23 protein-coding genes are annotated in these 19478 nt (G+C 60.6%); 4 read left to right on the forward strand and 19 right to left on the reverse strand.

Annotated elements, in window-relative coordinates; translation table 11 throughout:
- Positions 1-628: 628 nt before the first annotated feature.
- From LDN95_RS20210 to LDN95_RS20295, 18 genes are all read right to left on the reverse strand, one after another.
- Positions 629-904 (reverse strand): hypothetical protein, encoded by a 276-nt coding sequence (locus LDN95_RS20210; protein ID WP_226019355.1) that lies wholly within the window; start codon positions 902-904, stop codon positions 629-631.
- The gene (locus tag LDN95_RS20215) at positions 901-1095 is read right to left on the reverse strand and encodes a hypothetical protein (protein ID WP_226019356.1); all 195 of its coding nucleotides are present in this window, start codon (positions 1093-1095) and stop codon (positions 901-903) included. The genes LDN95_RS20210 and LDN95_RS20215 overlap by 4 nt, the downstream gene beginning before the upstream one ends.
- 208 nt (positions 1096-1303) lie before the next feature.
- Positions 1304-1510 carry a hypothetical protein gene (locus tag LDN95_RS20220; RefSeq protein WP_226019357.1) on the reverse strand — a complete coding sequence of 69 codons (207 nt, stop codon included), beginning with the start codon at positions 1508-1510 and terminating at the stop codon, positions 1304-1306.
- 72 nt (positions 1511-1582) lie between these two features.
- On the reverse strand, positions 1583-1906 hold the full coding sequence (locus tag LDN95_RS20225; RefSeq protein ID WP_226019358.1) for a DUF736 family protein: 324 nt from the start codon (positions 1904-1906) through the stop codon (positions 1583-1585).
- 538 nt (positions 1907-2444) lie between these two features.
- The gene (locus LDN95_RS20230) at positions 2445-3335 is read right to left on the reverse strand and encodes a hypothetical protein (RefSeq protein WP_226019359.1); all 891 of its coding nucleotides are present in this window, start codon (positions 3333-3335) and stop codon (positions 2445-2447) included.
- Positions 3332-3880 (reverse strand): recombinase family protein, encoded by a 549-nt coding sequence (locus LDN95_RS20235; protein ID WP_226019360.1) that lies wholly within the window; start codon positions 3878-3880, stop codon positions 3332-3334. Before LDN95_RS20235 ends, LDN95_RS20230 begins: the two co-directional genes overlap by 4 nt.
- On the reverse strand, positions 3880-4260 hold the full coding sequence (locus tag LDN95_RS20240; RefSeq protein WP_226019361.1) for a hypothetical protein: 381 nt from the start codon (positions 4258-4260) through the stop codon (positions 3880-3882). The genes LDN95_RS20235 and LDN95_RS20240 overlap by 1 nt, the downstream gene beginning before the upstream one ends.
- Positions 4257-4640, reverse strand: coding sequence for a hypothetical protein (locus LDN95_RS20245; RefSeq protein ID WP_226019362.1), 384 nt, complete (start codon positions 4638-4640; stop codon positions 4257-4259). Before LDN95_RS20245 ends, LDN95_RS20240 begins: the two co-directional genes overlap by 4 nt.
- Positions 4641-4728: 88 nt before the next feature.
- Complete coding sequence (locus LDN95_RS20250; protein ID WP_226019363.1) at positions 4729-4992, reverse strand: hypothetical protein; 264 nt, start codon at positions 4990-4992, stop codon at positions 4729-4731.
- Positions 4989-5321 (reverse strand): type II toxin-antitoxin system PemK/MazF family toxin, encoded by a 333-nt coding sequence (locus LDN95_RS20255; protein WP_226019364.1) that lies wholly within the window; start codon positions 5319-5321, stop codon positions 4989-4991. The genes LDN95_RS20250 and LDN95_RS20255 overlap by 4 nt, the downstream gene beginning before the upstream one ends.
- Positions 5318-5608 carry an antitoxin MazE-like protein gene (locus tag LDN95_RS20260; protein ID WP_226019365.1) on the reverse strand — a complete coding sequence of 97 codons (291 nt, stop codon included), beginning with the start codon at positions 5606-5608 and terminating at the stop codon, positions 5318-5320. Before LDN95_RS20260 ends, LDN95_RS20255 begins: the two co-directional genes overlap by 4 nt.
- Positions 5609-5758: 150 nt before the next feature.
- Positions 5759-5908, reverse strand: coding sequence for a hypothetical protein (locus LDN95_RS20265; RefSeq protein ID WP_226019366.1), 150 nt, complete (start codon positions 5906-5908; stop codon positions 5759-5761).
- A gap of 582 nt (positions 5909-6490) precedes the next feature.
- Positions 6491-7642 (reverse strand): replication initiator protein A, encoded by a 1152-nt coding sequence (locus LDN95_RS20270; RefSeq protein ID WP_226019367.1) that lies wholly within the window; start codon positions 7640-7642, stop codon positions 6491-6493.
- A complete protein-coding gene (locus LDN95_RS20275; RefSeq protein WP_226019368.1) occupies positions 7639-8346 on the reverse strand; it encodes a hypothetical protein in 708 nt (235 codons plus the stop codon). The genes LDN95_RS20270 and LDN95_RS20275 overlap by 4 nt, the downstream gene beginning before the upstream one ends.
- 6 nt (positions 8347-8352) lie before the next feature.
- Positions 8353-9564 carry a zinc-ribbon domain-containing protein gene (locus tag LDN95_RS20280; RefSeq protein WP_226019369.1) on the reverse strand — a complete coding sequence of 404 codons (1212 nt, stop codon included), beginning with the start codon at positions 9562-9564 and terminating at the stop codon, positions 8353-8355.
- An 86-nt stretch (positions 9565-9650) separates the two neighbouring features.
- The gene (locus LDN95_RS20285) at positions 9651-9941 is read right to left on the reverse strand and encodes a ribbon-helix-helix domain-containing protein (protein ID WP_226019370.1); all 291 of its coding nucleotides are present in this window, start codon (positions 9939-9941) and stop codon (positions 9651-9653) included.
- Positions 9938-10591 carry a ParA family protein gene (locus LDN95_RS20290; protein ID WP_226019371.1) on the reverse strand — a complete coding sequence of 218 codons (654 nt, stop codon included), beginning with the start codon at positions 10589-10591 and terminating at the stop codon, positions 9938-9940. Before LDN95_RS20290 ends, LDN95_RS20285 begins: the two co-directional genes overlap by 4 nt.
- A 107-nt stretch (positions 10592-10698) precedes the next feature.
- Complete coding sequence (locus tag LDN95_RS20295; RefSeq protein WP_226019372.1) at positions 10699-15387, reverse strand: hypothetical protein; 4689 nt, start codon at positions 15385-15387, stop codon at positions 10699-10701.
- A 155-nt stretch (positions 15388-15542) separates the two neighbouring features.
- On the opposite strand from LDN95_RS20295, the gene LDN95_RS20300 reads away from it, so the two are divergent.
- The 4 genes from LDN95_RS20300 (at position 15543) to LDN95_RS20315 (ending at position 18697) form a co-directional block, all read left to right on the forward strand.
- Positions 15543-15755 (forward strand): hypothetical protein, encoded by a 213-nt coding sequence (locus tag LDN95_RS20300; protein WP_226019373.1) that lies wholly within the window; start codon positions 15543-15545, stop codon positions 15753-15755.
- 109 nt (positions 15756-15864) lie between these two features.
- Entirely contained in the window at positions 15865-16263 is a 399-nt protein-coding gene (locus LDN95_RS20305; RefSeq protein WP_226019374.1) for a hypothetical protein, read from the forward strand.
- A gap of 10 nt (positions 16264-16273) precedes the next feature.
- On the forward strand, positions 16274-16987 hold the full coding sequence (locus LDN95_RS20310; protein ID WP_226019375.1) for a hypothetical protein: 714 nt from the start codon (positions 16274-16276) through the stop codon (positions 16985-16987).
- Positions 16988-17047: 60 nt separating this feature from the next.
- On the forward strand, positions 17048-18697 hold the full coding sequence (locus LDN95_RS20315; protein WP_226019376.1) for a type IV secretory system conjugative DNA transfer family protein: 1650 nt from the start codon (positions 17048-17050) through the stop codon (positions 18695-18697).
- Positions 18698-18946: 249 nt separating this feature from the next.
- Here the strand turns inward: LDN95_RS20315 and LDN95_RS20320 are convergent, their stop codons facing one another.
- On the reverse strand, positions 18947-19399 hold the full coding sequence (locus LDN95_RS20320; protein ID WP_226019377.1) for a hypothetical protein: 453 nt from the start codon (positions 19397-19399) through the stop codon (positions 18947-18949).
- Positions 19400-19478: the final 79 nt, after the last annotated feature.

The following is a 19478-nucleotide window of genomic DNA, read 5'->3' on the forward strand; positions in this document are numbered from 1 at the left end:
TGGGCCAGAAGAAGCTCGTTCTTCTCAGCTTCGCTCAGCACATGAAGCGGGGGTGGGGCCATCAGCAGGGTGAATCAAACTCCGAGTCACCGCGCAACCATTTTCTGCCAACCTCCTGAGCAGTTACAATTAACCATAAATGCAATTAATAGTTGTTGAAAACTAAAGGATGTTTCGATAATCTGCGAAGTTATCGAATAATAAAAGCATACTGCGGGGAGTAAATGAATCACATAATCAGAATTATTATATGCGCCGCAATTTCCGCCGCTGTCGGCTCGGTCGTTCGCGGGTGGATGCGGTAGGGTTATAGTGTGTCCGGCTGCGCCGGACAGGTCTTGTTATCTGCGCTCATAGCCGCGCTGGCCTAGGATATTTGAAAAGGGTAATCTGAAAGTCTTCTTTCTTCATCCATGACCCTGTTCGATTCGGGCCGAAGGCCGAACCGAACTTAGCCGCGTAGCGGGGGCGAATGACCCCGCTGCGATGCCTCCGCATCCGTCGCACAAAGGGGCAGGGGTCAAAAGCGCCGCATCTTCGCGGCGGGACCGGAAGTTTTTTCGTTCTTCACGAAAAAAACCGGACCCACCTTTTGACGCCTGACCCGCCGTGTGGCCCGTCTCTGCCGTCATGGCTGGCCTCTGGCCTGCTTGGCGAGAAATGCTCTCCACATGCGGGCGAAGTTATCGGCAAGGCCGGTAAGCTCGTTGTCGTCGCCTTCGATCATGTGATGTTTGGCGAGGTCGGCAATCACGGTTTCGTAGCTGTCGGCCGTTAAGCTGAACTGCGGCCGATCTGCAAGGGCTGCGTCCACCGTGGCCGGTGTGATCGCTGCGCCGGGCTTGGCGTGTAGGATCACGGCAAGGCTGAAATCGGAAATAGCGGGATAGCGTTCTTTGGTCATTTTGAAGCTCCATGTATGACGTGGCTAATTGATCGAAGTAAAATGTTGATCTCGGTCGAAAGCTGGTAAATCTCGTCCCAAACAGCGTCTTGGCTGATCGTCGCGCCCGGTTCGGTGAACCGTTGAATTTGCTCCGATCTGGCAAGGGCGGCGTTCAATGCGTCGCCGGGTGTTTGGGTGGCGGGCATCATGCACCGCCCTGACCAATGGGTTTTTCCATTGGCACATAGCAGGTCAACCAATGTTGGCCGATGACGTATCCGACGCGGACGGTTGGCCCGTCGCTCTTGTCTCGATACATAATCGAGACTTTGCCCGGAACCTGCTGGCAAAGCTCCCGAAGGGTCTTTGCGAAAAAGCGGTTGCCGCATTGGTCGAGGTATAGGCAGGTTGGGCGGCTCATACTGCACCACCTAGCGTGCTGTAATTGACGCGATGAAAGCGCCCGTTGCTGGCCTCTTTGCATTTCGTCATAAAGCAAGAATGCTGCTGCCCTTTGATCCGAGCGGTAACAATCGCCAGTTCGTAGGTGTCGCGGGATACCCTGCGACTGTTGATGTAGTAGCGTGCTGGCTTGTCTGAATATCTGTGCTCGATAAGCTGCATGGTCGTATCCTCCCGTTGTTATGTTTTTGGATCGTCGGCCCCGCCGGGTTAGGGCGGGGCTGATCGGATCGGTTAGCCTTGGGCGTCGTCTTTCTTCGGTTCGTCCCACACGAGGGCGAACGTGCCGGGTGTGCGGGTGCTTTCCAGCAAGGCGCAGTTGACCGAAGCCGGAAGGAAGGGGGAGCGGATCGAAACCGAGTGGTATTCGTTGCCCTTGGCGCTTGTCTTGGACCAAGCCGCGCCAAGCTCTCCGCCATCTATCGTCAAGATGTAGTTGGGGCCGTTGCCCTTTGCTGTGATCGGCTCGAAAGAAACACCTTTCAGAGTGCCGAAGGGACTGACGATTGAACCAACGATAAAGCCGCTTTCGTTCTTGGTGAATTGACCGATATTCATGATGTTTGCCTTTCAGTATTTGGGAAGCCGCCGTTTTGGGGCTTCGATGGCAACCGTTCATGACCGGATAAGGGGCGATCTCACGGGAAAAAGAGGGGTTGGGGCGGGCAGGCGCTTGCGCCAACTCGGCCCCGGTTTTTTCACTTGAGATAGCGAAGCGGTGACACTGACGGGCATAGGTTTTGCCCCTTGTCGAAGCTCCGAATATTTGATGTGGCGGCCTCCCCTGAAACGGGAAGCATCGTCGGGCGATCTCCGAAAACGTCTCCGGCTATCGTGGCCCTGAAATCGGCCCTATGGCCCTCGGCGCTCAAGGATGGGTCTGCGATCACTTCAAGGGCGTCTGTGGCCCCTACAGCGTGACAGGCGGGTGCGTGGGCTGGTGTGGCTGTCCCTCAAGCACCAAAGGGCAGGAAAAGCCCTCTACGGCCTCCCCTGCCCTCTTTTCGGCCTGCTGGTCTGCGGTGGAAATCTTGGCCCCTGCCCCGGCTTGTCTGCCCGTGGGACCGGAAGCGTTTAAACGACGCGCTCGCGCCGATCAGGAAGCGCCGGACAGGCGAAGCAACTGGCTTACGATCCCGTCAACCTCGGCAACGGTGAGGGTGTCGGCCGGAAGGTCAACACGCCCGGTCATCCTGCCATTGCGATAGCTGCTGACACGGCAAAACGCCTCCTTGGTGTGCGTGTGCATGGCAACCTGAACCTCGGCGCTGTCGCCGCCTGTGACGGGCTGCGGCTCGATGCCGGGGCCGTCGATCTGCCGGAGTGCCTTCACGGCTGCGGCCGTGGCGCGGATTGCGGTCGTGAGGGTGTCCATGACGGTTTCGGGGATCGTGTCGGCAATGCCGGACTCGTCCTCGATCAACTCCCGTTCGACTTCGCGCAAGATGTCGAAGGCGAAGACGGTCGCCTGCGCCTGCCGCGTGAGAAACGAGGTTTCCGGTTCGGCCGCGTCCTGCCGGGCCAATGCTGCCCCGGCCAAAGGGGAAGCGTCCGGCGTGTCATCGCCCAAGGTGGCGCTTACGCTCCTGATCCCGTCCTTGATCCCGAAACGCCATAGGGCGGTTCTCATCACCTCCATAAGCAAGGCTGAAACGGGGATTCCGCGCTCGGCCGCTATCGCCTCGATCTGCTCGGCCGCCTGCCGCTCAAAGGCAAAGGTGCAATGCTCCATGTCGCGCTGATCTACGATGGCGCGGTATCCCTTGCGGGCCGCCTGCACCATCTGAAACCGGCCCGTTCGCTCCGGCGATCCAAGAGGAAACTTCCGGCGCTCGTGGAATGCCCGTAAGGCCGTTGCCCGCAAGCCGTCCAACTTCCAAGCCTCGATCTGGTCCCGCGTCATGGCCCTGAAATTCGGGCCGGTCGAGCCGGGGCGGTATTCCGGCAAGACAGTCGTTGCCCATGGGGCGGGAAGTTGGTTGTTCATGCTGCGAGCCTCGAAATCGTGCTGTGATGGACGTTGTAGCTGCGGGCGATCTCGCGCACGGCTTCGCCACTCTCGCGCCTCTGGACGGCCTCGCGCTGCTGGTGAGGGGTAAGCTTGGCCTTCCTGCCCATTTTCACCCCGCGAGCCTTGGCGCGGTCCCTGCCCTCGCCTGTGCGGGTGCGGATCAACTCGCGCTCGAACTCGGCCAGCCCGCCTAGAACGGTCAGCATCAAGCGGCCGTGGGCCGTGGTGGTGTCGGCCCATGCGTCGCCCAAGGATCGGAAGCCCGCGCCGCGCTCGGTGATCGTGGCGAGGATGTTCAACAGGTCGCGGGTGGATCGCGCCAAGCGGTCAAGCCGGGCGACTAAGAGCACGTCGTCGGCGTCGAGCTGGTCGAGCACGCGGCGAAGCTGCAAGCGGTTGGTCTTGGCCCCGCTCGCCACTTCCTGAAACACCTTCCCCGCGCCTGCGGCCGTCAAAGCGGCAACCTGTGCCGCGACGCTCTGGCCGTCCGTCGAAACCCGCGCATAGCCGTAAATCGCCATTATCGGCCCCGTGGGGCGATGCTCGCCAGTAGGCCGGGGACAAGCGCCACGATGACGGCAAGCGCAGCGTAGGCGTCACGGGCGGGCATGTCGAAGTGATCCAGCACCGCAAGCAAGGCGAGGATCGCGGCCGAACCGAAGGAAAGCACCCGCACCACCTGCCGGTAAGGGAACCGTGCGCGGGTCAAGAGCGGGATTGCATAGGCCGCCAGAAAGGCCAGCGCGTAGGCGCTCGCGGCCTGCATCTGGTAAGCCCCTGACAGGCTCCCATAATCGACCGCGCCGCGAAGAATCAGGGCAAGGGCGAGGCCGCCCACGGTTGCGAGGGCAACCGGCAAAACTCCGGCGCGGGCAGACTGTGCGGCAATTGGCTGGCTCATGGGTCCACCTTCCAAAAACGATCTTCGGCCGGGATACTGGCCCGCCACGCTAGAATTTTCTCGATCTGTGCGAGCCGGAGCGGCCAATTCGGATCGTCCGGGCAAGCGGCGATCATCGGAATAACGCAAGTATCGCGGTAATGAATCCACTTTGCATCTGAGCGAAACTTGCTCGGCGGGTTCACGCAACCGGCTGTTGGCCCGGCAAGGTCCGGGCTTTCGTCTGGGTGCAAGAGCATGAGATAACCCTTGCGGTCGCGGGCCTCGTAGCAACCGACAACCTCCCGATAGGTGGCCGCGTCCATGACGCCAAGGCTGCGGTGCGCGTCGATCTGCGCCCAAACCTCCGGGGTGAGCCGGTCGGGTAGCGCGGCGCTCATAGCATTATGCCTCCGTAGATCATGGGCTATCCGAGTTGTGCCATTTCTGACAACAGGAATAGCCGATTATACGACATGGTTCTACAGGCTAGATGCCCAAATCTTTGAAAAGCCCGGCCACGCTCGCGGCCGTGTTGCCCTTGCCTTCCTCTAGCTCACCCATGGCGTGCCGGGTGGCCCGGTTCGGGCGTGGGGTATCAAGGGCCGCCGCGCTCTCCGGGCTTAGTGGCTTGCCGCTGATCCGCTGCACGATCCTTTCATGCGTGGCCGGGGTCACAAGACCGGCGCGGCGCAGGTCGGCAGATGTGCCAAGCAAGACTTTGGACAGCCTAGTTAGCTTCTTCCTGCTCATGCTGCGGCGTCCTCTAAATCCAAGAACGACACAAGCGCCTGATTCACGCGGCGCATGGTCGCCCGGTCGAGTGTGCCAATCTGCTGACCGATCTTGCCCCGTCCGACCGTCAAAATCTTGTCGATCATGATTTGCGAAGGCTTTTGCAAGCCGTTCGTCGCGTCGGGTTCTACCGGAATGCGAAGGAAAGGCACGTCTTGAAGGTCGCTCGTCAAAGGCGCGATGGTAAGGGATGCCAAGGCGTAGCTGTCGGCCTGCACGATCACGGCCGGGCGCGGCTTCCCGTATTCACCGGGCGCAACGGCGATCACAACGTCACCGCGTTTCACGCCGTCCAGCCCTCAACATCCGCCGCCGCCTCAACCCAACGCAAAGCCTCGGCCTCTCCGCTGTTCGGATCGCGGGCGGCTTCCGCAAGGATCAGGGATTGCCGCCGGGCCTCTGCCTCGAAAGCGCGGCGCTCACGCTGCTTGACATAGGCCCGCATGAAATCCCGCACCACTTGGGCGGCGGGCTTATCCTCGGCCTCGGTCGCCTTGGTGAAGGCGGCCTTTAGGCCGGGGTCGATGCGAAGGTTAAAGCTGGTTTCCTTGGGGTGCTGACTGGCCCTTGGCATGGTCGAACTCCGTAACTGCAAGATGTGATGATAATGCAGTTACATCACCCCTTCAATAGCCCGCTTTCTTGCTTTCTTTTCGCACCGGACTTTTGCAACAAGAAAAGGCTTTTGTCACAAGGGCCGGTCGAGTGGTGCGAAATTCATGAATTATGCGCCAAGCTCTGGAACCGGCTTCACCCGCCAAGGCTCATAGCTGGCCTCGGCCGTCTCAAGCTCGGCGTAAAGCGCCGCGATCTGCGTTCGTAGGCGTTGAACCTCTGTATGCCATGCCTGCTTGTCCGGGCTGCTTAGCTCCATGCTGGATAGGAAGCTGACCCGGCATTGTCGGCAGGCTGTGACGCTCTCCCTGCCCTTCGGGGTGAAGGGGCGTTTGCAAAGGCAACAGGTCCAAGTCGGTGCGGTCATGTCAGAAGCGTTTAAACGCCCTCTCAATCGGATCGTCGTCAACCGTGTCATGGCGTTGTCCACAAGCTGCGACGTTTTAGATGTTTTATATATGTTTTAATAGGTTTTAGCCGAAAAAAGTGCCATTTTCGTCCATAAAATCAACGACTTGCGAAGGCGTCCGGTCCCTAATAGACGGAGATTGGTCCCTAATAGACGGAAACCGGCCCCTAATAGACGGAGCGCGGCCCCTAATAGACGGTTGATCCACAACCGGGGGCCAAGTTATCCACAGGCAGCGCCTCGCAAGGCCGCAAAACAGGGCCGTGGCCCCTAATAGACGGAAACGGTGAAACCGAAACATAGGCAAATCAACGACTTACAGGAACGCGAATCGGGGAGGGGGTGCGAAACTGCCGCCCCGCCGGTCGATTCCGTCTATTAGGGACCGTCTGCGGGTCGTGGCCCGTGTCGCCAAGCGTGCAGGCCATCCGTCTATTGGGGGCTTGCCGCCGCGTCCTCTAGCAAAGCGGCCGGGGCCGCCTCGCGGTAGGACATAACCAGCAACGGCCCGGCCTGCCCCTTGCTCTCGACAAGGCCGTATTCGGGCAGGTCGTTCGCCTGAACGATCCGACGCAGGTTCTCGGTGAATTTCTTTAGAGTGCCGGTGCTGCCGCTGTGTTCGTAAATGGTTTTGAAATACCATGTCGCCCGGCCCTTGCCTGCGTGCTGCCGGGCGAGGCGATACAGGAACCGGCCTATGCCAGCGTCAATCAAGAAATAGTCCCGATGAACGGTCAAGACTTCCGGCTTCTCGCCTTCGACAACCCGTTGATATAGCCATTCTGGCAAGGTGATTTCGACGGCCGCCAGCTTGTTAGAATCGGTGTAGGAAAGAACCTTGTAGCTGTTCAACAAGCCCTCGGCTTGGTCGGCCTGCATCGGCCGCCCTCGTGCGTCCGCGCCACGGCGAACAATGCGGATCATGGTGGAACTCAAGCGATTGAGCGCCGCCGCGATCTCGTCCGCCTGTCGGCCGCCGTCTCCCTTGCGACAAAACTTGAGGATCTCCGAAACATGCGGCCGAAATTTCCGGCTTGGAAGCTCGCCCCCGCCCGCACGGTAGCGGTTCATGGCTTCGGTAAGGTGCGAAATTGCCATTAGGACAATATCGTAATCCCAAATCGACGCCATGCCCGCCGCCCCGGCCTGCACGTCCGCGAAACCATCGGGCAGGACATAGCGGAGCGTTTGCCCGGCTCGAAGGTCTTTCTTGGACAAGCGGAATAGCGCCAAGTCCATCGTAAGGCGCGTTTCCTTGCTGCCTATGTCGTAAAGGGCAGGCACAAAAAAATCGGCCTGCGCGTCGGTGAGGGGCGGTTTGCGAAGCATCGCCTTTGCCGCCCCGTTTTTGGTGACGGCCTTCGGCTGCGGTTTGTCCTCCATGTCGGGGGCAAACGGCATGGGGAAGCGCGGAGCCTTACCCGGTTCGGGTTGCACAAGGTCGCCTAGAAGCTCCGGCACGTCGCCAAGGACATACCACGCCTTGCGCTCCTTATCCCACCGCCCGCCAAGGCGCTTGACATACTCGCGCATGTCGTAGGTCGCACCCTCAAGATAGGTCCGGCTGCGGCGTTGCTGCGTCATCTACGCCCCTTTGCAGCCGGTAGGCGTGGCGTGGTGTCGGTGTGCGACAAGTCGGGCCGATCTCCCCGCCCCTGCGGTGTGGCGTCCTCGGCCGAAACCTTCCGTTTCCCGCTAAAGCCTAGCCAACCGTCCGCGCCGCAAACGCAGCGATAGCGGAACCAAAGCCCGCGCCGGTAGGAACTGCCAGGGCAACAAAGCGTGTTGCACTCATCGCACTGTAGGCCGCTCATGAAAATAGCATTGCAGCACGGGCAACGCGGCGTCGCGGCCGTGGACGTGCCAAACGGCGTCCAATCTAGCAACGTGTCGGGAAAGGCCGCCTTGGGCGGCAAGGCGCTGTCGTCGGCCGTCTCCGCGTCGATCTCGCGCATGTGGTCGAGTTGGTAGGGCTTCGCGCCGCGCCCGCGATTCTGGAAAATCGCAACCGCTGCCCTGCCGGTTTTCGAGCACCAAAACGGGATATGCACCCGGTCGGGATAGGCGGTCGGTCGGAAAGGCGGGCGGGTGTCAGGCTGCGGGGCCGTGGCTGCTGCCTCGGTCGAACTGCCGCGCCACACCATGGCTTGTAGCTCGCCGCCACTGACGCCTAGGCGCTTCGCCATGGTGCCGATCATCTTGCCCGCAACCTCGGCTTCCGGCCCGCCATCGGCAAGCTTGCTGAACAGGTCTGACAGGCGCTTACGGTCCTTCTCGGTGATGTTCATGGCTGGTCAGCCTCCCATGTGTTGCAAGAGCATGGCAGCACCGGGGAGGGTCTTTTGATTGGCCCGGACATGGGCGACGCCATGAGCCGTCAATGCCCCGACTGCACTAAGCAAATCCGCTAACCTGCTCTTGGTGGATGTGTCGAAGGGCAGAACGGCCCCGCCGCTCTCCCGAACCATCGTAACGAATTTCCGGTAATGCCAAGCCTCAGAATACAACTCATACAGAGCGAACATCCACCTTTTATGATCCTGCAATATTTCCGGCTTGTGTGTTTGGAAATACCGCTTGATAGAAAGATCAATCGAGTTTTCTTGCCGGTGAGGGCCAAAGTCGTAGCTGTCAGGCAACTTCGCGCCAAACCACGACTCGTCTTTATATTGGGCCATACATTCCCAAAATGCCTCGGCCCTGCCGGGCGCATATAGGACGATAAGGCGCTGACCCTTGCCCGCCAGTTTTTTAGAATGAAGCTCCGCTCGATGGTCTACAAAGGTTGGCGTTCTGACCGGATAAATAGCCGTGCCGATGTCATCATGACGGGTGCATTCGGCAAGAAAATCGCCAAGATCGAAATGCGTCCCTTTCCGGTAATGCAGGTCATCAAGCGCCCCGGTGACGCTCTGAATGCTGCGTGTAAACGGTGTGAACACGATAGGGTCGCGGTCTTTGGTTTCGTCGTGCTTGTTGAAGGCAAGCGCAACCTCCAAGCCCGCCGCTGCCGTGAACAGGGATGGGCCAAAGGTCTTTATCCGCTGCCAGTTTTCGCTTGCACCGCCATCGACCGGGACCGCAAAAATAAGCTTCTTCCCACGGCTCTGCACCCCGCCGGAAGCAAACCCGTTCTTGGCGACGGGTGCGCCCGGTTCCCACTCCCATGCACCCGCGCAAGTCGGGCAGGTTACGCGAATGCGTCCGCGATCTGCTGGAACGCGGCTAACTGCCCGGCAATGCGGGCAGGTCACATGCGCCTTGGGTGAGGCTGTGGGCGCTGTCCGTGTCTGTGGCGATGAAGGCGCGGCCGATGGCGTCGGCCCCTTCCCTGCCGCGCTGGCGCTGCCACGCATGACCATGGCTTGAAGGTCGCCGCCACTGACGCCTAGGCGCTTTGCCATGGAACTAATCATTTGTCCGGCAACAACCGCCTCCGGCCCGCCATCGGCCAGCTTGCCGAACAGGTCGGCCAGACGTTTGCGCTCCTTGTCGCTAAGCTCCATGGCAACCCCGCCAAGTAAATTTGTCTATTTCTGGTATAAGCGCGTTGTCCACAACACGTCAATGTATGAGAGGGGAAAAACCCCTCTCACGCACGCTTGCGACGGCCGCTTACGATCTCCATCCGGTTCGGCAGTCCGTAGCGTTCAAAAGCCATGTTGAACGCCTCGGCCATCATCTCTTGCACGTCCATATCGGCCTCAAGCGCCATGCGTTTAAACGCCTTCACGTCCTCGGCCGGGAAGTGGCCCGATACCTGCCGCGTGTCGGCCCTCGTCTCAGCCGTGCGGTAGTTCTTCGGGTCGATCACCTTGGCCGGGGCAGGCTCCGCACGACCGGGCTTCATATCGGCCGCGATGTCTTTCAGTGAGGTTTTCATGCTGCGGCTCCCTTTCGTTGTGGGGTTGGCTTTGATGCGAGTTGTTGCGTCGTCCACTTGTAAAGCTCCTCAATTTCGCTGGCGGCCTTGCCTGTGGGGTCAATCTCCTGTGCGCTGCGTGCTGCCACGCTCGCGGCCCGGAAATCCGCCCGTTCGTGCAACACAACGGGCGCAAGGTCGCATTCCATGCCCGCAAGCAATTCGCGGGCTTCGTCCACCGCCTTGACCGAACCGGGCCGGATTGCGTTCAACACGACAAACGGCCTTTTCCCGGCAAGGCGGCAGAGGTCCAAGGTCCGGCCAAGGGCGAGGAAATCGAAGCCCCCGGCACGGCACGGTATCAAGATCAGGTCGGCGGCTTTGGCGGCCGTATAACCTGCGTTGTTGGCGTCGCGCCCGGTGTCGAGCACCACAAGCGAAGCCTCGGCGGCTTTCAGCTTGTCGAGCCAGCCGGGCAGGGCGACGGGCTGAATGGATTCGGCCTCTGGCGGCATGTCCCGCCGCTGTGACCACGCATAGGCGCTGCCCTGTGGGTCGAGGTCGAGAATAACCGTCGCCTGTCCCGCGAGCGTTGCCGCCGTCGCAAGATGCACAGATAGCGTGGTTTTTCCCGCCCCGCCTTTCTCGCTTAATATCGCAATTACTCGCATTGTGGACAATCCGAACTTGGAAGAAGTGTATAAGGCGACAGGATAACGGAAACAACCCCGTGCCGCTAGGCAAGATTGCCCCGGTCGGGTGAGGACCGGGGCAGGGGTTACATTTCGCGTCCGCCGCCCATGGCCCGGCCTGCATCCCGGCCGCTCTCGCGTTCGTGGGCTTCTTCACGCTCGGCCGCCTGCTGCGCCCGCTCGATCCGCGACAACGTGCGGTCGGACGGTTCGGCGTTCACGTCCCTTGCGGCCGAAACGGCTGACGCTTCAACGCTGCTCGGCACTTCACGCTTGACCTTCTCTTGCTGGTCGAAAAGCTGTGCCGCGTCCTCGGCTCGTGCGTCTGATACCTCGCCGGAACCGTCCTTGTTCATGGCGTTTACCTCGGCCGCCAGTGCAACAACGGCCGCGTCCCGGCGTGTGCCATTCCCCGGCTGATCCACCGTCACCAAGCCAGCGCCGGGGACATAGACCGGCATTTTCTGCCGGGACTTTTCGGGCCGATAGGGCTTCGGCAAGGACGGGTCATCATAATCCTCAAGCACCGGCCGAACCTGCACGACTGGCTCTTGCTCCGGCTCCGCTCGTGCCGCTGTCTCCGCCCGCAAGGCCGCATAGTCGCCCTTGCCGGGCTGGCCTTTGATGTCGTGCGGGTCGATCTCTTGGCCCTGCTGCTCGGCCACGTTCGGCCCCTGCACCACGGTTTCCGTGCGGGCGGTGCGCCCAAGGGCAACCTCGGCGGCAACCGCTGCCATATCGCGGCCGATCTGCTCCCGCCTTTCCGGGTCGTGATCTGGCGGGGTGATTTCCGGCCCGCGAAGATTGCCCGCGATCTCGCGCCGCAAGGCCGCCTCCTGCTGATAGCTGGACGCGCTCTCATACTGGCCGTCTGCCCCAAGGGCGAGATAGCCCGTCTCGCACAGCGACGCGGCGTAATCCTGCGATTGGGCATTTTTCTCGCGGCGAAGCCCGGCCCGTTCCGCCGGGTCCGCCGTGGCGGAAATCTGCTCGCTCATGCCTGCCTGTGCTTCGGCATAGGCGCGTTGGTCCGGGTGATCGGTGCGGCCGGTCATCCCTTCAAGGAAGCCGATACGCGCCGCAAGATCGGTTTCAAGCTGGCCCCAAGGCGTGCTGTTGTCGCCCGGCTCCCGTGCGGTGCGGTCCATGTCGATAGCCTCCGGTTGTTCAAGGCAGGCCAATTGCTCAAGGCGGCCCTCTACCTCGGCGCAGCGTCCATCAGCCGCCGCAAACGCCTGCGCGGCCCGGTCGTAGGGGCCAAGCTCGGCCTTCTCCATGACGGCGGAAGCGCAATCGTCGGCCGTCATGCCGATCCGCTCCAAAAGGTCGCAATCGGCCCCGTCTGGAATAGGCATCGTGACCGCGTTCCACGGATCGCGCTGCATGGCCTCAAGGGTGAGGGCTGCGGAATGCGGCGTGCCTCCGGGGCCGTCCGGGTCTAGGTCCGGGCCGGATGTCTCCACACTGGCGCTAGGCGGCGTCGGTGGATCATTGGGAGGTCGGTTATCTGGCCCGCTGCCCGGCCCGTTCGGGCCATCCGGGCCGCGCTCCGGCGCTTCCTCCCGGTCGCGGGTCATTTCATGCAACAACCCCTTGGCCTCGATCTCGCGGGCCTTGACGGCCGCCAGTTCTTCCAGTTCGTCGCGCTCCCAAGGTTCGGCGTCCCTGCTGGTCTTGTCCTCAAGCACGCCCTCGGCCGCCTTGTTGATCCGGTGAACAAGGTAAAGGTCTGCGTCATCGGAAATGCGATGTGAGGTAAGATAATCGGTCATGGCTGCGACGCTTTCGCGCCCCGCCACATCGTTCAAACCGTCCAATGCGATTTCGCCGCGCCCGCGTTCGTGGCGGTCAAGGACATTATTTTCCGCCGCTGTGTAGGCGATTTCCTCAATCTCACGCGGCGTAAAGTCGTGGTTTTGTTTATTAAGGAAAGCCGCGATAGGCGCTCCTAGCGCCGCTTGGGTTTGCAGCCCGTCCAAGCGGTCGGCAAGAATATCGCTGCGGCTCTGCTGGTCGTTGTCGGTGGCGAAACGCAATTCCGCTTCGGTTTCACCGATCATGTTTGCCCATTGTTCGGAAGGCATTGGCTTCGCCTGCTCGATCTCCGGCGCGGCCATAGAAATGCCCTCACCTTCCAATGCGATTACAACACCCTGCGCGAGTCCCTCATAAGTGTTCCCCACTATGGCAAACTCGCCGTCTTTGTAGAGCGCAAAACGCTGATCGGTGTGAATAGTCTCCCCGTCGCTACTGGCGTGAAGCCGATTAAAAGCCTCGCCGCTTTCCAGCCTATAGCCGTGATGATGTGCGAACAAATCCACGGCCTCCGCTGCATCCAAATTATCGAACGTGCGCCCGTTCTTCAAATGCACCGCATAGGGACCGGCTGGTTTCTGCTCCGCCTCGGCTCCCTGCTCCTGCGGCGTGTCGGTTCCGGCGATGGGGGCAAGATGTTCCGAGTTATTCTGATTGGCGGCCATGTCCGGGTTTGGAGGAATAGGGACGCCCCGGCTCTCCAAAACAGCGCCGATGCCCTCTTGGACGTTTTCAGCAAAGGCGGCTAAGACGGCCTCGTATGGCCTTGTCTCATCCCCACCTAGGTCGGCCGTCGCGGCAAACTTCCTTACCTTCCCGGCCGCCTCATAAGCGGCCAATAAAAGTTCGTCGCTGCTATCGGCGGGAATAGTGCGGTCTAAGACATGCGCGGGGTGTTCTGCGAGAGCCTCAAGCGTGAGGGGAAAATTTTCGTTGACCGGCTCCGCCTGCTCGATGCCCTCAAAGGTGAGGGCTTCGGGCTGCTGCTTGTCCGAACCGGGACCGCCCGGCTCCGGCGTGTGATCCGGGTCAGGTTCATCGCGGGAAGTGCGGACCTGTTCGATATACTCCACCGCGCTGCCCTTGGTCGGCCAAGGTTTATCAGTCGGCGCGGCTGTTAAGCGGTCAAGTCCATCGTCGGGAACGAATGGTTGAAGGTCTTGCACCAAATCAACCCCGTGTTCGTCCATATTAGCGAGCAACCGTTCAGAAGCGATTGCCCGGTGCTCGGCGTAGTCGCCAAGCTCCCAAAGATTGCGTGCAACACGGGGCTTCCCTTCTTGGTCTGCCCATTCGCTTGCACTGTGCAGCAATTCTTCACAGGCTGCCGCTTTGTCAAACGTCGCCTCTAAAAGAACCTTGTCGGCGTCCTGCGGAATATCAAGGCGAACCGCATTCCACGGATCGCGCTCGATAGCCTCAAGCGTGAGGGCTTCGGGCTGCTGATCCGCGTTACCCTCGCGCTCCAAAGCGGAAATCATTTCGCCACGCCATGCGGCGATTGCGGGAAACTTCTCGTCAACCTTTACGTGCCAGTCATGCTTCTGCTGCGGACTCATCGAGTCCATATCGGGAACAAAGCCCGGCGCATCTTCCCCGTAAAGTTCATAAATCCGGTCCCCAATCTCGCCGCGCCGCCGATCTGAGGCGGCCTCGGCAATCTGCCCGTCGCCGCTCCACTGCTCGGCAAAGAAAGTCGCATATTCGGCGGCTTCAACGAGTTCTGGCGCGGCATCCTTCGGAAACGACATCCGCACCGCGTTCATAGGATCGCGCTCGATGGCCTCCAAAGTGAGGGCTTCGGGCTGCTGTTCTGCAAGCCGCGCTTCTTCGGCCTCCTGCATGGCCGGGCTAGGCGTCGGCGGGGTATTGTCGCGCATATATTCGGCCGCAAGGTTTGGCTTGCCGCGCTCAAGGGCTGTCTCATAGTCGCTGGTAATACCATCGGCCCCGGCTTGGTATAATGCCGTAACAAGGCCGTCGGTGTTCGGCCCTGCTTCCGCTATAGCCCACTTTTCCCCGGCGTCGATAGCGTGGTCAGTGGCGACGGAATGATAATGCGCTGCCCGCTCGCCTTGGCCGCGCATTTCGGCAAACTCTGCTAGATCAAACGCACCCTCAGAAATATAGTTGCTCTTGTGCGCGGCAATCATACTTTCAAGGGTGACATAGGAAGCTTGGTCGTTTTCTGCGTCCATCCCGCCAAGCAAATTTGCTGCTGTCTTCTGATCCTCTGCAAACACCTGATAAGTTTCCTCGATCTGCTCCCGAAGCTGTGCCGGGGCATGATTTAGAAGCTCGTCGCGGATATGTTCGGGGGTGGTCGCTGCTAGGCGCTGTTCCTCCTGCGTGAGGGCTGCGGGCTGTGGCATATCCAACGGGCCATCAGGCGCAAACGCGGAAGTGTTTAAACGCTCCCCGCTCTCCTGCTGCTCTGGCAAAGGCCAGCCCTTCCCTTGGGGTTGGCTGTGCTGGTCAACATAGGCGAACGGATCGTTATGGTATTCGGTCAAAGCCGCCCGGCCGGTTTCCGTGGATGTGTCAAAAATGAAGTGCTGACCGAAATTGAAGTCTTCGCGGTTGATCTCCGCGACAAGCCCGGCGTGGGTCGTTGCTTCAAGGCGGCTGAAACCCGCCTCAAGCAAGGTCATTCCTTCGGTTTCGGGGTCGTGCCGCAAATGCCGGGTATTCAAAATTACTCGCCCGTCCGCTTCTTCAAGCTCATGGCGAACAAGGTGCGCGTTCTCGCCATCGATCCATTCGGCAAGGGCTTCCTCGGCGGTTAAGCCGTCAGTCTCGCCTAAGCCCGCTGTGGCAACGGTGAAGGTGCGGCCCTGCTGCTCAAGTTCAGCCTGTCGCGCTGCGGCGTCCTGCTCCGCAAGCTGGTCGCGTGCGGCGATGAAATCGCGCTCGGCCTGTGCCTGCTGCCGCTGCGTTTCGGTGTCTTCGTTTTGGGTCACGACACGGCTCCTTTTGGGTGAGAGCGTTTAAACGACGCGAGAAATTAGTTCTGGGACTATTTACGTTGTCCACAAGTAGAGTATATGCTGTAGCCTCATTCCGCAAGTGGTGGAGGGTCAAAATGGCAAGAGCGTTGAGCGGTCGGATAAAGTCAGTGGGCGCGGTCGCCGGTATCGCCGCGTTCTGGTGCGCCGTCGCGGGCGTCCTGTGGTCCTTTGTGTCGGGCAGCGCCTTGGCTGTGGATGTCCGGCATAGCGTCATCGTCGGGGCCGTCCTGATCGCCTGCGGCTTCGCCGCGCATGGCGTCATGCTTCTGAACAATAAGCGCACGGCCGCCAAAGAGCGAGACGGCAACGCGGATCGGTAAGAAATAGGCCCGGCTTGCTTGCGTTCTCGCGTTGTCTACAATATCATTATTGCAGTTATCTACAGTCCGCTTAGGCGAGTGCGTTTAAACATCCTCTATGGGGGTCAAAATGTCGGCTGACGGTAAGGAAACAAAAACCGCGCTCGTGCTGGTCGAGGCCAGCCCGGATGTCCCGGCGCAAAGCAATCCAGCGGAAGGGCAGGGGAGGGGTGACGCCAAATGGCGTTTCTGGCTCGATGTCGGCCCGGCACTCGCCTTCGATCTCGGCCTTGCGGTTCTGTTCCTCCGCAACCTCGCAATCTATGGCGATCTCCAATGGCGCTACGCGATGGGCGGAAATGCCGAATGGTCCGATTTCGGGCTTGGCTCCGGCGGCCACCTGACCATGCGCGGCGTGGCCCTGATCGTCGGCTATGGCGCGGTTGCATGGTTCAACCTCGCGGCGGCTTGGGCGCTCTATAGACGCGCAAAGCCTCGGCCGCGCCACTCTCTCACACGCGCCGAATAGGGGCAGGATCATGCAAAAGTTTTTCACCTATGTTTTTCCCGTTACCATCGCATGGGCCGCCGCGATCCTGCTCGTGGGCAACACTTCGGACGCACAACCCCTAATCGGCTTCATCACCGCCAAGCTCTCCCTGTTCAACACCCTTGGCGTGGTCGCTATCGGCGTCCGCGCCGCTGTGGCGCGGGATGTCGAAGGGGTTGGCTCAACCGCTGCGTTCGCGGCGATGGCGTCCGGGGCTTATGTCGTCGCCGGGCGCACCGATCCGTATTTAATCCTGTGGGGCATGGTCAACCTGTTCGGCGGTCTGTGGGCCATGGTCGGCGTCGTCTGTGCATGGCCTGACGTGTCCACCAATTGGACACCAACCGAAACCGGACAACGCTACAAAGTTAAGTCCATGAGAGGCGAGAAAGGACTTTTCACGGAACACCGTGAAGATTCCCGCCTTCGTCACCGGGTATGGGCGCGGGAAAACAACATCTATTCGGCCTTGATCCTCGTTTGCGTCGCCGCCGTCATGCTGCTGAACCAGCGCGGCCAAGCAACCGTGCCGTCATGGGTCGCTATCGCGGTCGAGGGGTTTTTCCTGCCGGTGCTCGGATGGCACCAAATCACGCGCCGGGGCTATCTCCCGCACGAACCCAAGCCCGTGTCTAGCAAGCCGGATGACACGTCGAGCCAGCAAAGCCAAGGCACGGGGTCCGGCCGCCGCGATTTGTCGTAAATCACCCGCCCGCGTTGTCTGCAACGCCAGCACAGCAAGACGCCACAAAGGACAAATCTAATGTCGGATTGGACCAAAAACGGGGGCATCTACTTCGGCCACAAGATCAACGATCCCGAAACCCTTCACCCCTCCTTCTCCACCCTCGATCTGCCGTGGGACATTCTGCGGGACTGCTACAGCTACAAATCGGATCGCCACATTATCACCATTGGCCCGAACGGCTCCGGCAAAACCCGGCGGCTGCTCGTGCCGAACCTGCACCGCCTGACGGATTGGTCTGTGCTCGTGGTCGATCCCAAGGGGACGCTCGCGGTGCAAACCGCCAAGCATCGCCACGATGCAGGAAACCGGATCATCACCCTTGACCCGTTCGGCGTGATCTCGGCGCAGCATCCCGGCCTCGTAGACCGTCTGCCTTATCTCAAAAGTGCGGGTCTGAACCCGCTCGCCGCGCTCGATCCTGACGGTGACGAATTTCCCGACGATGCCAAGGCGTTAGCCGAAGCCTTGATCAAAATCGAAGGGAACGAACCGCATTTTTCCAAGTCGGCGCAAGCCTTGGTCGCGGGCCTGATTATGGCGTTAAGGGTCGATAAGGGGATCAATGCAACCCTCACGGACGTTCGGGAACACCTAGGCTTGGATGCAAAAGCTCTTGGGATATGCATCAAGAGAAGTCAGAAAGAGATAGAAAACGACAAGAAAAATGGGGTCGAAACCGAACCCGGCTATATTGATCTCTACGGGAAGCAATACCCGGCAATCGCCGCGAAGCTAAGTCGCTTTGCCAATATCAGCCCGGAAAACCGCGAACTAACCGGCATCCTGTCTACGGCGCAAACGCAAACCGAATGGCTCGATAGCGCCCCGGTGCAACGTGATCTGCGCCAAGGCGTCCACGATTTCGGGGTGATGAAAAGCGCACCCACGACAATTTATTTGATCCTGCCGCCGCGCTACCTCGAAACGCATGGAACATGGCTCCGGTTGATAATTACCGCCGTGCTTATGCCCTTGATCCGCACCACGGGCGGACGGGTGCCGGTGCTGTTCATGCTCGATGAATTTGCACAACTCGGCCGCATGGAAGTAATCGAGCGCAACATGGCCTTGATGCGCGAATATGGCGTAAAACTCTGGCCGATCTTTCAAGACCTGTCACAAGCCAAAGACCTGTATAAAGAGCGTTGGGAAAGTTTCATCGGCAATGCCGGGATAACGCAATCCTTTGCCCCGCAAGACGAAACGACGCGGGATTATCTCTCCAAGCTCTCCGGCCTGCGAACCTACTGGCTCCGCACAACCGGAGCCTCTACCGGCCAAAGTGTCGGGCCGCAACATAGCGAATCCTCCGGCACAACCTCCGGGTGGTCGCACATGCAAGGCCCGGAATATTGGGGGAAGGGCTTGGCCCGCATGGAAATGGGGCAAGCCATCATGTTCAACCTCGGCGCGAATTTCCGAACCTTCCTGCCGGACCCGGAAGATGCGAAGTGGATGCCGGACACCAAGCGGATGCTTGAAGCGGCCCGCTCAATGGCCGGGGCCGCTCCTGCCGTCCACAAACCGCAACCGGCGGGCAAGGCCGAAATCGCCTGCCCGCACTGTCGCCAAAAGGTCCGCGTGCCGGGCAATCGGGGCAGTATCGAGGTCAAATGCCCGTCCTCGGCCTGCGGTCGCAAATGGGTCTATGATCCTGCCGCCTGAAACGCGAAAGCCGCCCCAAAGGACGGCTTCTCTCTTGCTCCCTGCCTAAACAGCCTTTCCTGTGATTCGGGCCGAAGGCCACAATCACGAAACCTGCGGGAGCCTTTCCCGCGATACGACCGTATCAGCCGCATAAAGGGGCAGGGGTCAAAAGCGCCGCGCCTTCGCGGCGCGACCGGAAGTTTTTTCGTTCTTCACGAAAAAAACCGGACCAACCTTTTGATGCCTGTCCCGCCGTGTGGCACCTGCCTAATGCAACGTGGGGCCGCGTGGCCTTGGGCCTTTGCCCCGGCCGCCCCGCTTGCGCCGGGCCTTCACCTTGGCCTTTTCCTCGGCAATGATCCGGCTACGAACCGCCTTCGCCTCGGCCTTCTTCGTCTGCCGCAAGGCGGCGACGGCCCCGATCTTCTGCGCGTAGGTCAGGGAGCCGTCTTGCATGATCGCCGCGATCATCGCGCCCAAGCCCGCCATGATCTCGTTATAGGCATCCTGCGCCCGGCCGTAAGCCGTCTGCTCGATCTGCTCGCCGCCAAGGTCCGCGTAGCGGCCCCGTGCGGCCGTGCTGGCTACGTCGCGTCGGGATGTGGTGATAGCGCCTCGTCCGGCTGGTAGCGGTTGCAATGCACCATGTCCGGCCAAACCGGCTCGCGGTTCAACAGACACACCACGATTGACCGCCCTTCCTCGTCCCGTCTCGTCCATCCAGCGGCGCACGTCATGCAATGGGTTTCGACATAGCTTGAGGTAGTCTCCGGCGATGGTCCTTGTTGTTCGTCCTGCA

Source organism: Novosphingobium sp. FKTRR1, from assembly GCF_020404405.1.
GTDB lineage: Bacteria > Pseudomonadota > Alphaproteobacteria > Sphingomonadales > Sphingomonadaceae > Novosphingobium.

Bases quoted from the DNA above. Each gene is read 5' to 3' on its own strand.
- LDN95_RS20210 (WP_226019355.1), bottom strand. From the start codon at position 904: ATGACCAAAGAACGCTATCCCGCTATTTCCGATTTCAGCCTTGCCGTG.
- LDN95_RS20215 (WP_226019356.1), bottom strand. From the start codon at position 1,095: ATGATGCCCGCCACCCAAACACCCGGCGACGCATTGAACGCCGCCCTT.
- LDN95_RS20220 (WP_226019357.1), bottom strand. From the start codon at position 1,510: ATGCAGCTTATCGAGCACAGATATTCAGACAAGCCAGCACGCTACTAC.
- LDN95_RS20225 (WP_226019358.1), bottom strand. From the start codon at position 1,906: ATGAATATCGGTCAATTCACCAAGAACGAAAGCGGCTTTATCGTTGGT.
- LDN95_RS20230 (WP_226019359.1), bottom strand. From the start codon at position 3,335: ATGAACAACCAACTTCCCGCCCCATGGGCAACGACTGTCTTGCCGGAA.
- LDN95_RS20235 (WP_226019360.1), bottom strand. From the start codon at position 3,880: ATGGCGATTTACGGCTATGCGCGGGTTTCGACGGACGGCCAGAGCGTC.
- LDN95_RS20240 (WP_226019361.1), bottom strand. From the start codon at position 4,260: ATGAGCCAGCCAATTGCCGCACAGTCTGCCCGCGCCGGAGTTTTGCCG.
- LDN95_RS20245 (WP_226019362.1), bottom strand. From the start codon at position 4,640: ATGAGCGCCGCGCTACCCGACCGGCTCACCCCGGAGGTTTGGGCGCAG.
- LDN95_RS20250 (WP_226019363.1), bottom strand. From the start codon at position 4,992: ATGAGCAGGAAGAAGCTAACTAGGCTGTCCAAAGTCTTGCTTGGCACA.
- LDN95_RS20260 (WP_226019365.1), bottom strand. From the start codon at position 5,608: ATGCCAAGGGCCAGTCAGCACCCCAAGGAAACCAGCTTTAACCTTCGC.
- LDN95_RS20265 (WP_226019366.1), bottom strand. From the start codon at position 5,908: ATGGAGCTAAGCAGCCCGGACAAGCAGGCATGGCATACAGAGGTTCAA.
- LDN95_RS20270 (WP_226019367.1), bottom strand. From the start codon at position 7,642: ATGACGCAGCAACGCCGCAGCCGGACCTATCTTGAGGGTGCGACCTAC.
- LDN95_RS20275 (WP_226019368.1), bottom strand. From the start codon at position 8,346: ATGAACATCACCGAGAAGGACCGTAAGCGCCTGTCAGACCTGTTCAGC.
- LDN95_RS20280 (WP_226019369.1), bottom strand. From the start codon at position 9,564: ATGGAGCTTAGCGACAAGGAGCGCAAACGTCTGGCCGACCTGTTCGGC.
- LDN95_RS20285 (WP_226019370.1), bottom strand. From the start codon at position 9,941: ATGAAAACCTCACTGAAAGACATCGCGGCCGATATGAAGCCCGGTCGT.
- LDN95_RS20290 (WP_226019371.1), bottom strand. From the start codon at position 10,591: ATGCGAGTAATTGCGATATTAAGCGAGAAAGGCGGGGCGGGAAAAACC.
- LDN95_RS20305 (WP_226019374.1), top strand. From the start codon at position 15,865: ATGTCGGCTGACGGTAAGGAAACAAAAACCGCGCTCGTGCTGGTCGAG.
- LDN95_RS20310 (WP_226019375.1), top strand. From the start codon at position 16,274: ATGCAAAAGTTTTTCACCTATGTTTTTCCCGTTACCATCGCATGGGCC.
- LDN95_RS20315 (WP_226019376.1), top strand. From the start codon at position 17,048: ATGTCGGATTGGACCAAAAACGGGGGCATCTACTTCGGCCACAAGATC.
- LDN95_RS20320 (WP_226019377.1), bottom strand. From the start codon at position 19,399: ATGGACGAGACGGGACGAGGAAGGGCGGTCAATCGTGGTGTGTCTGTT.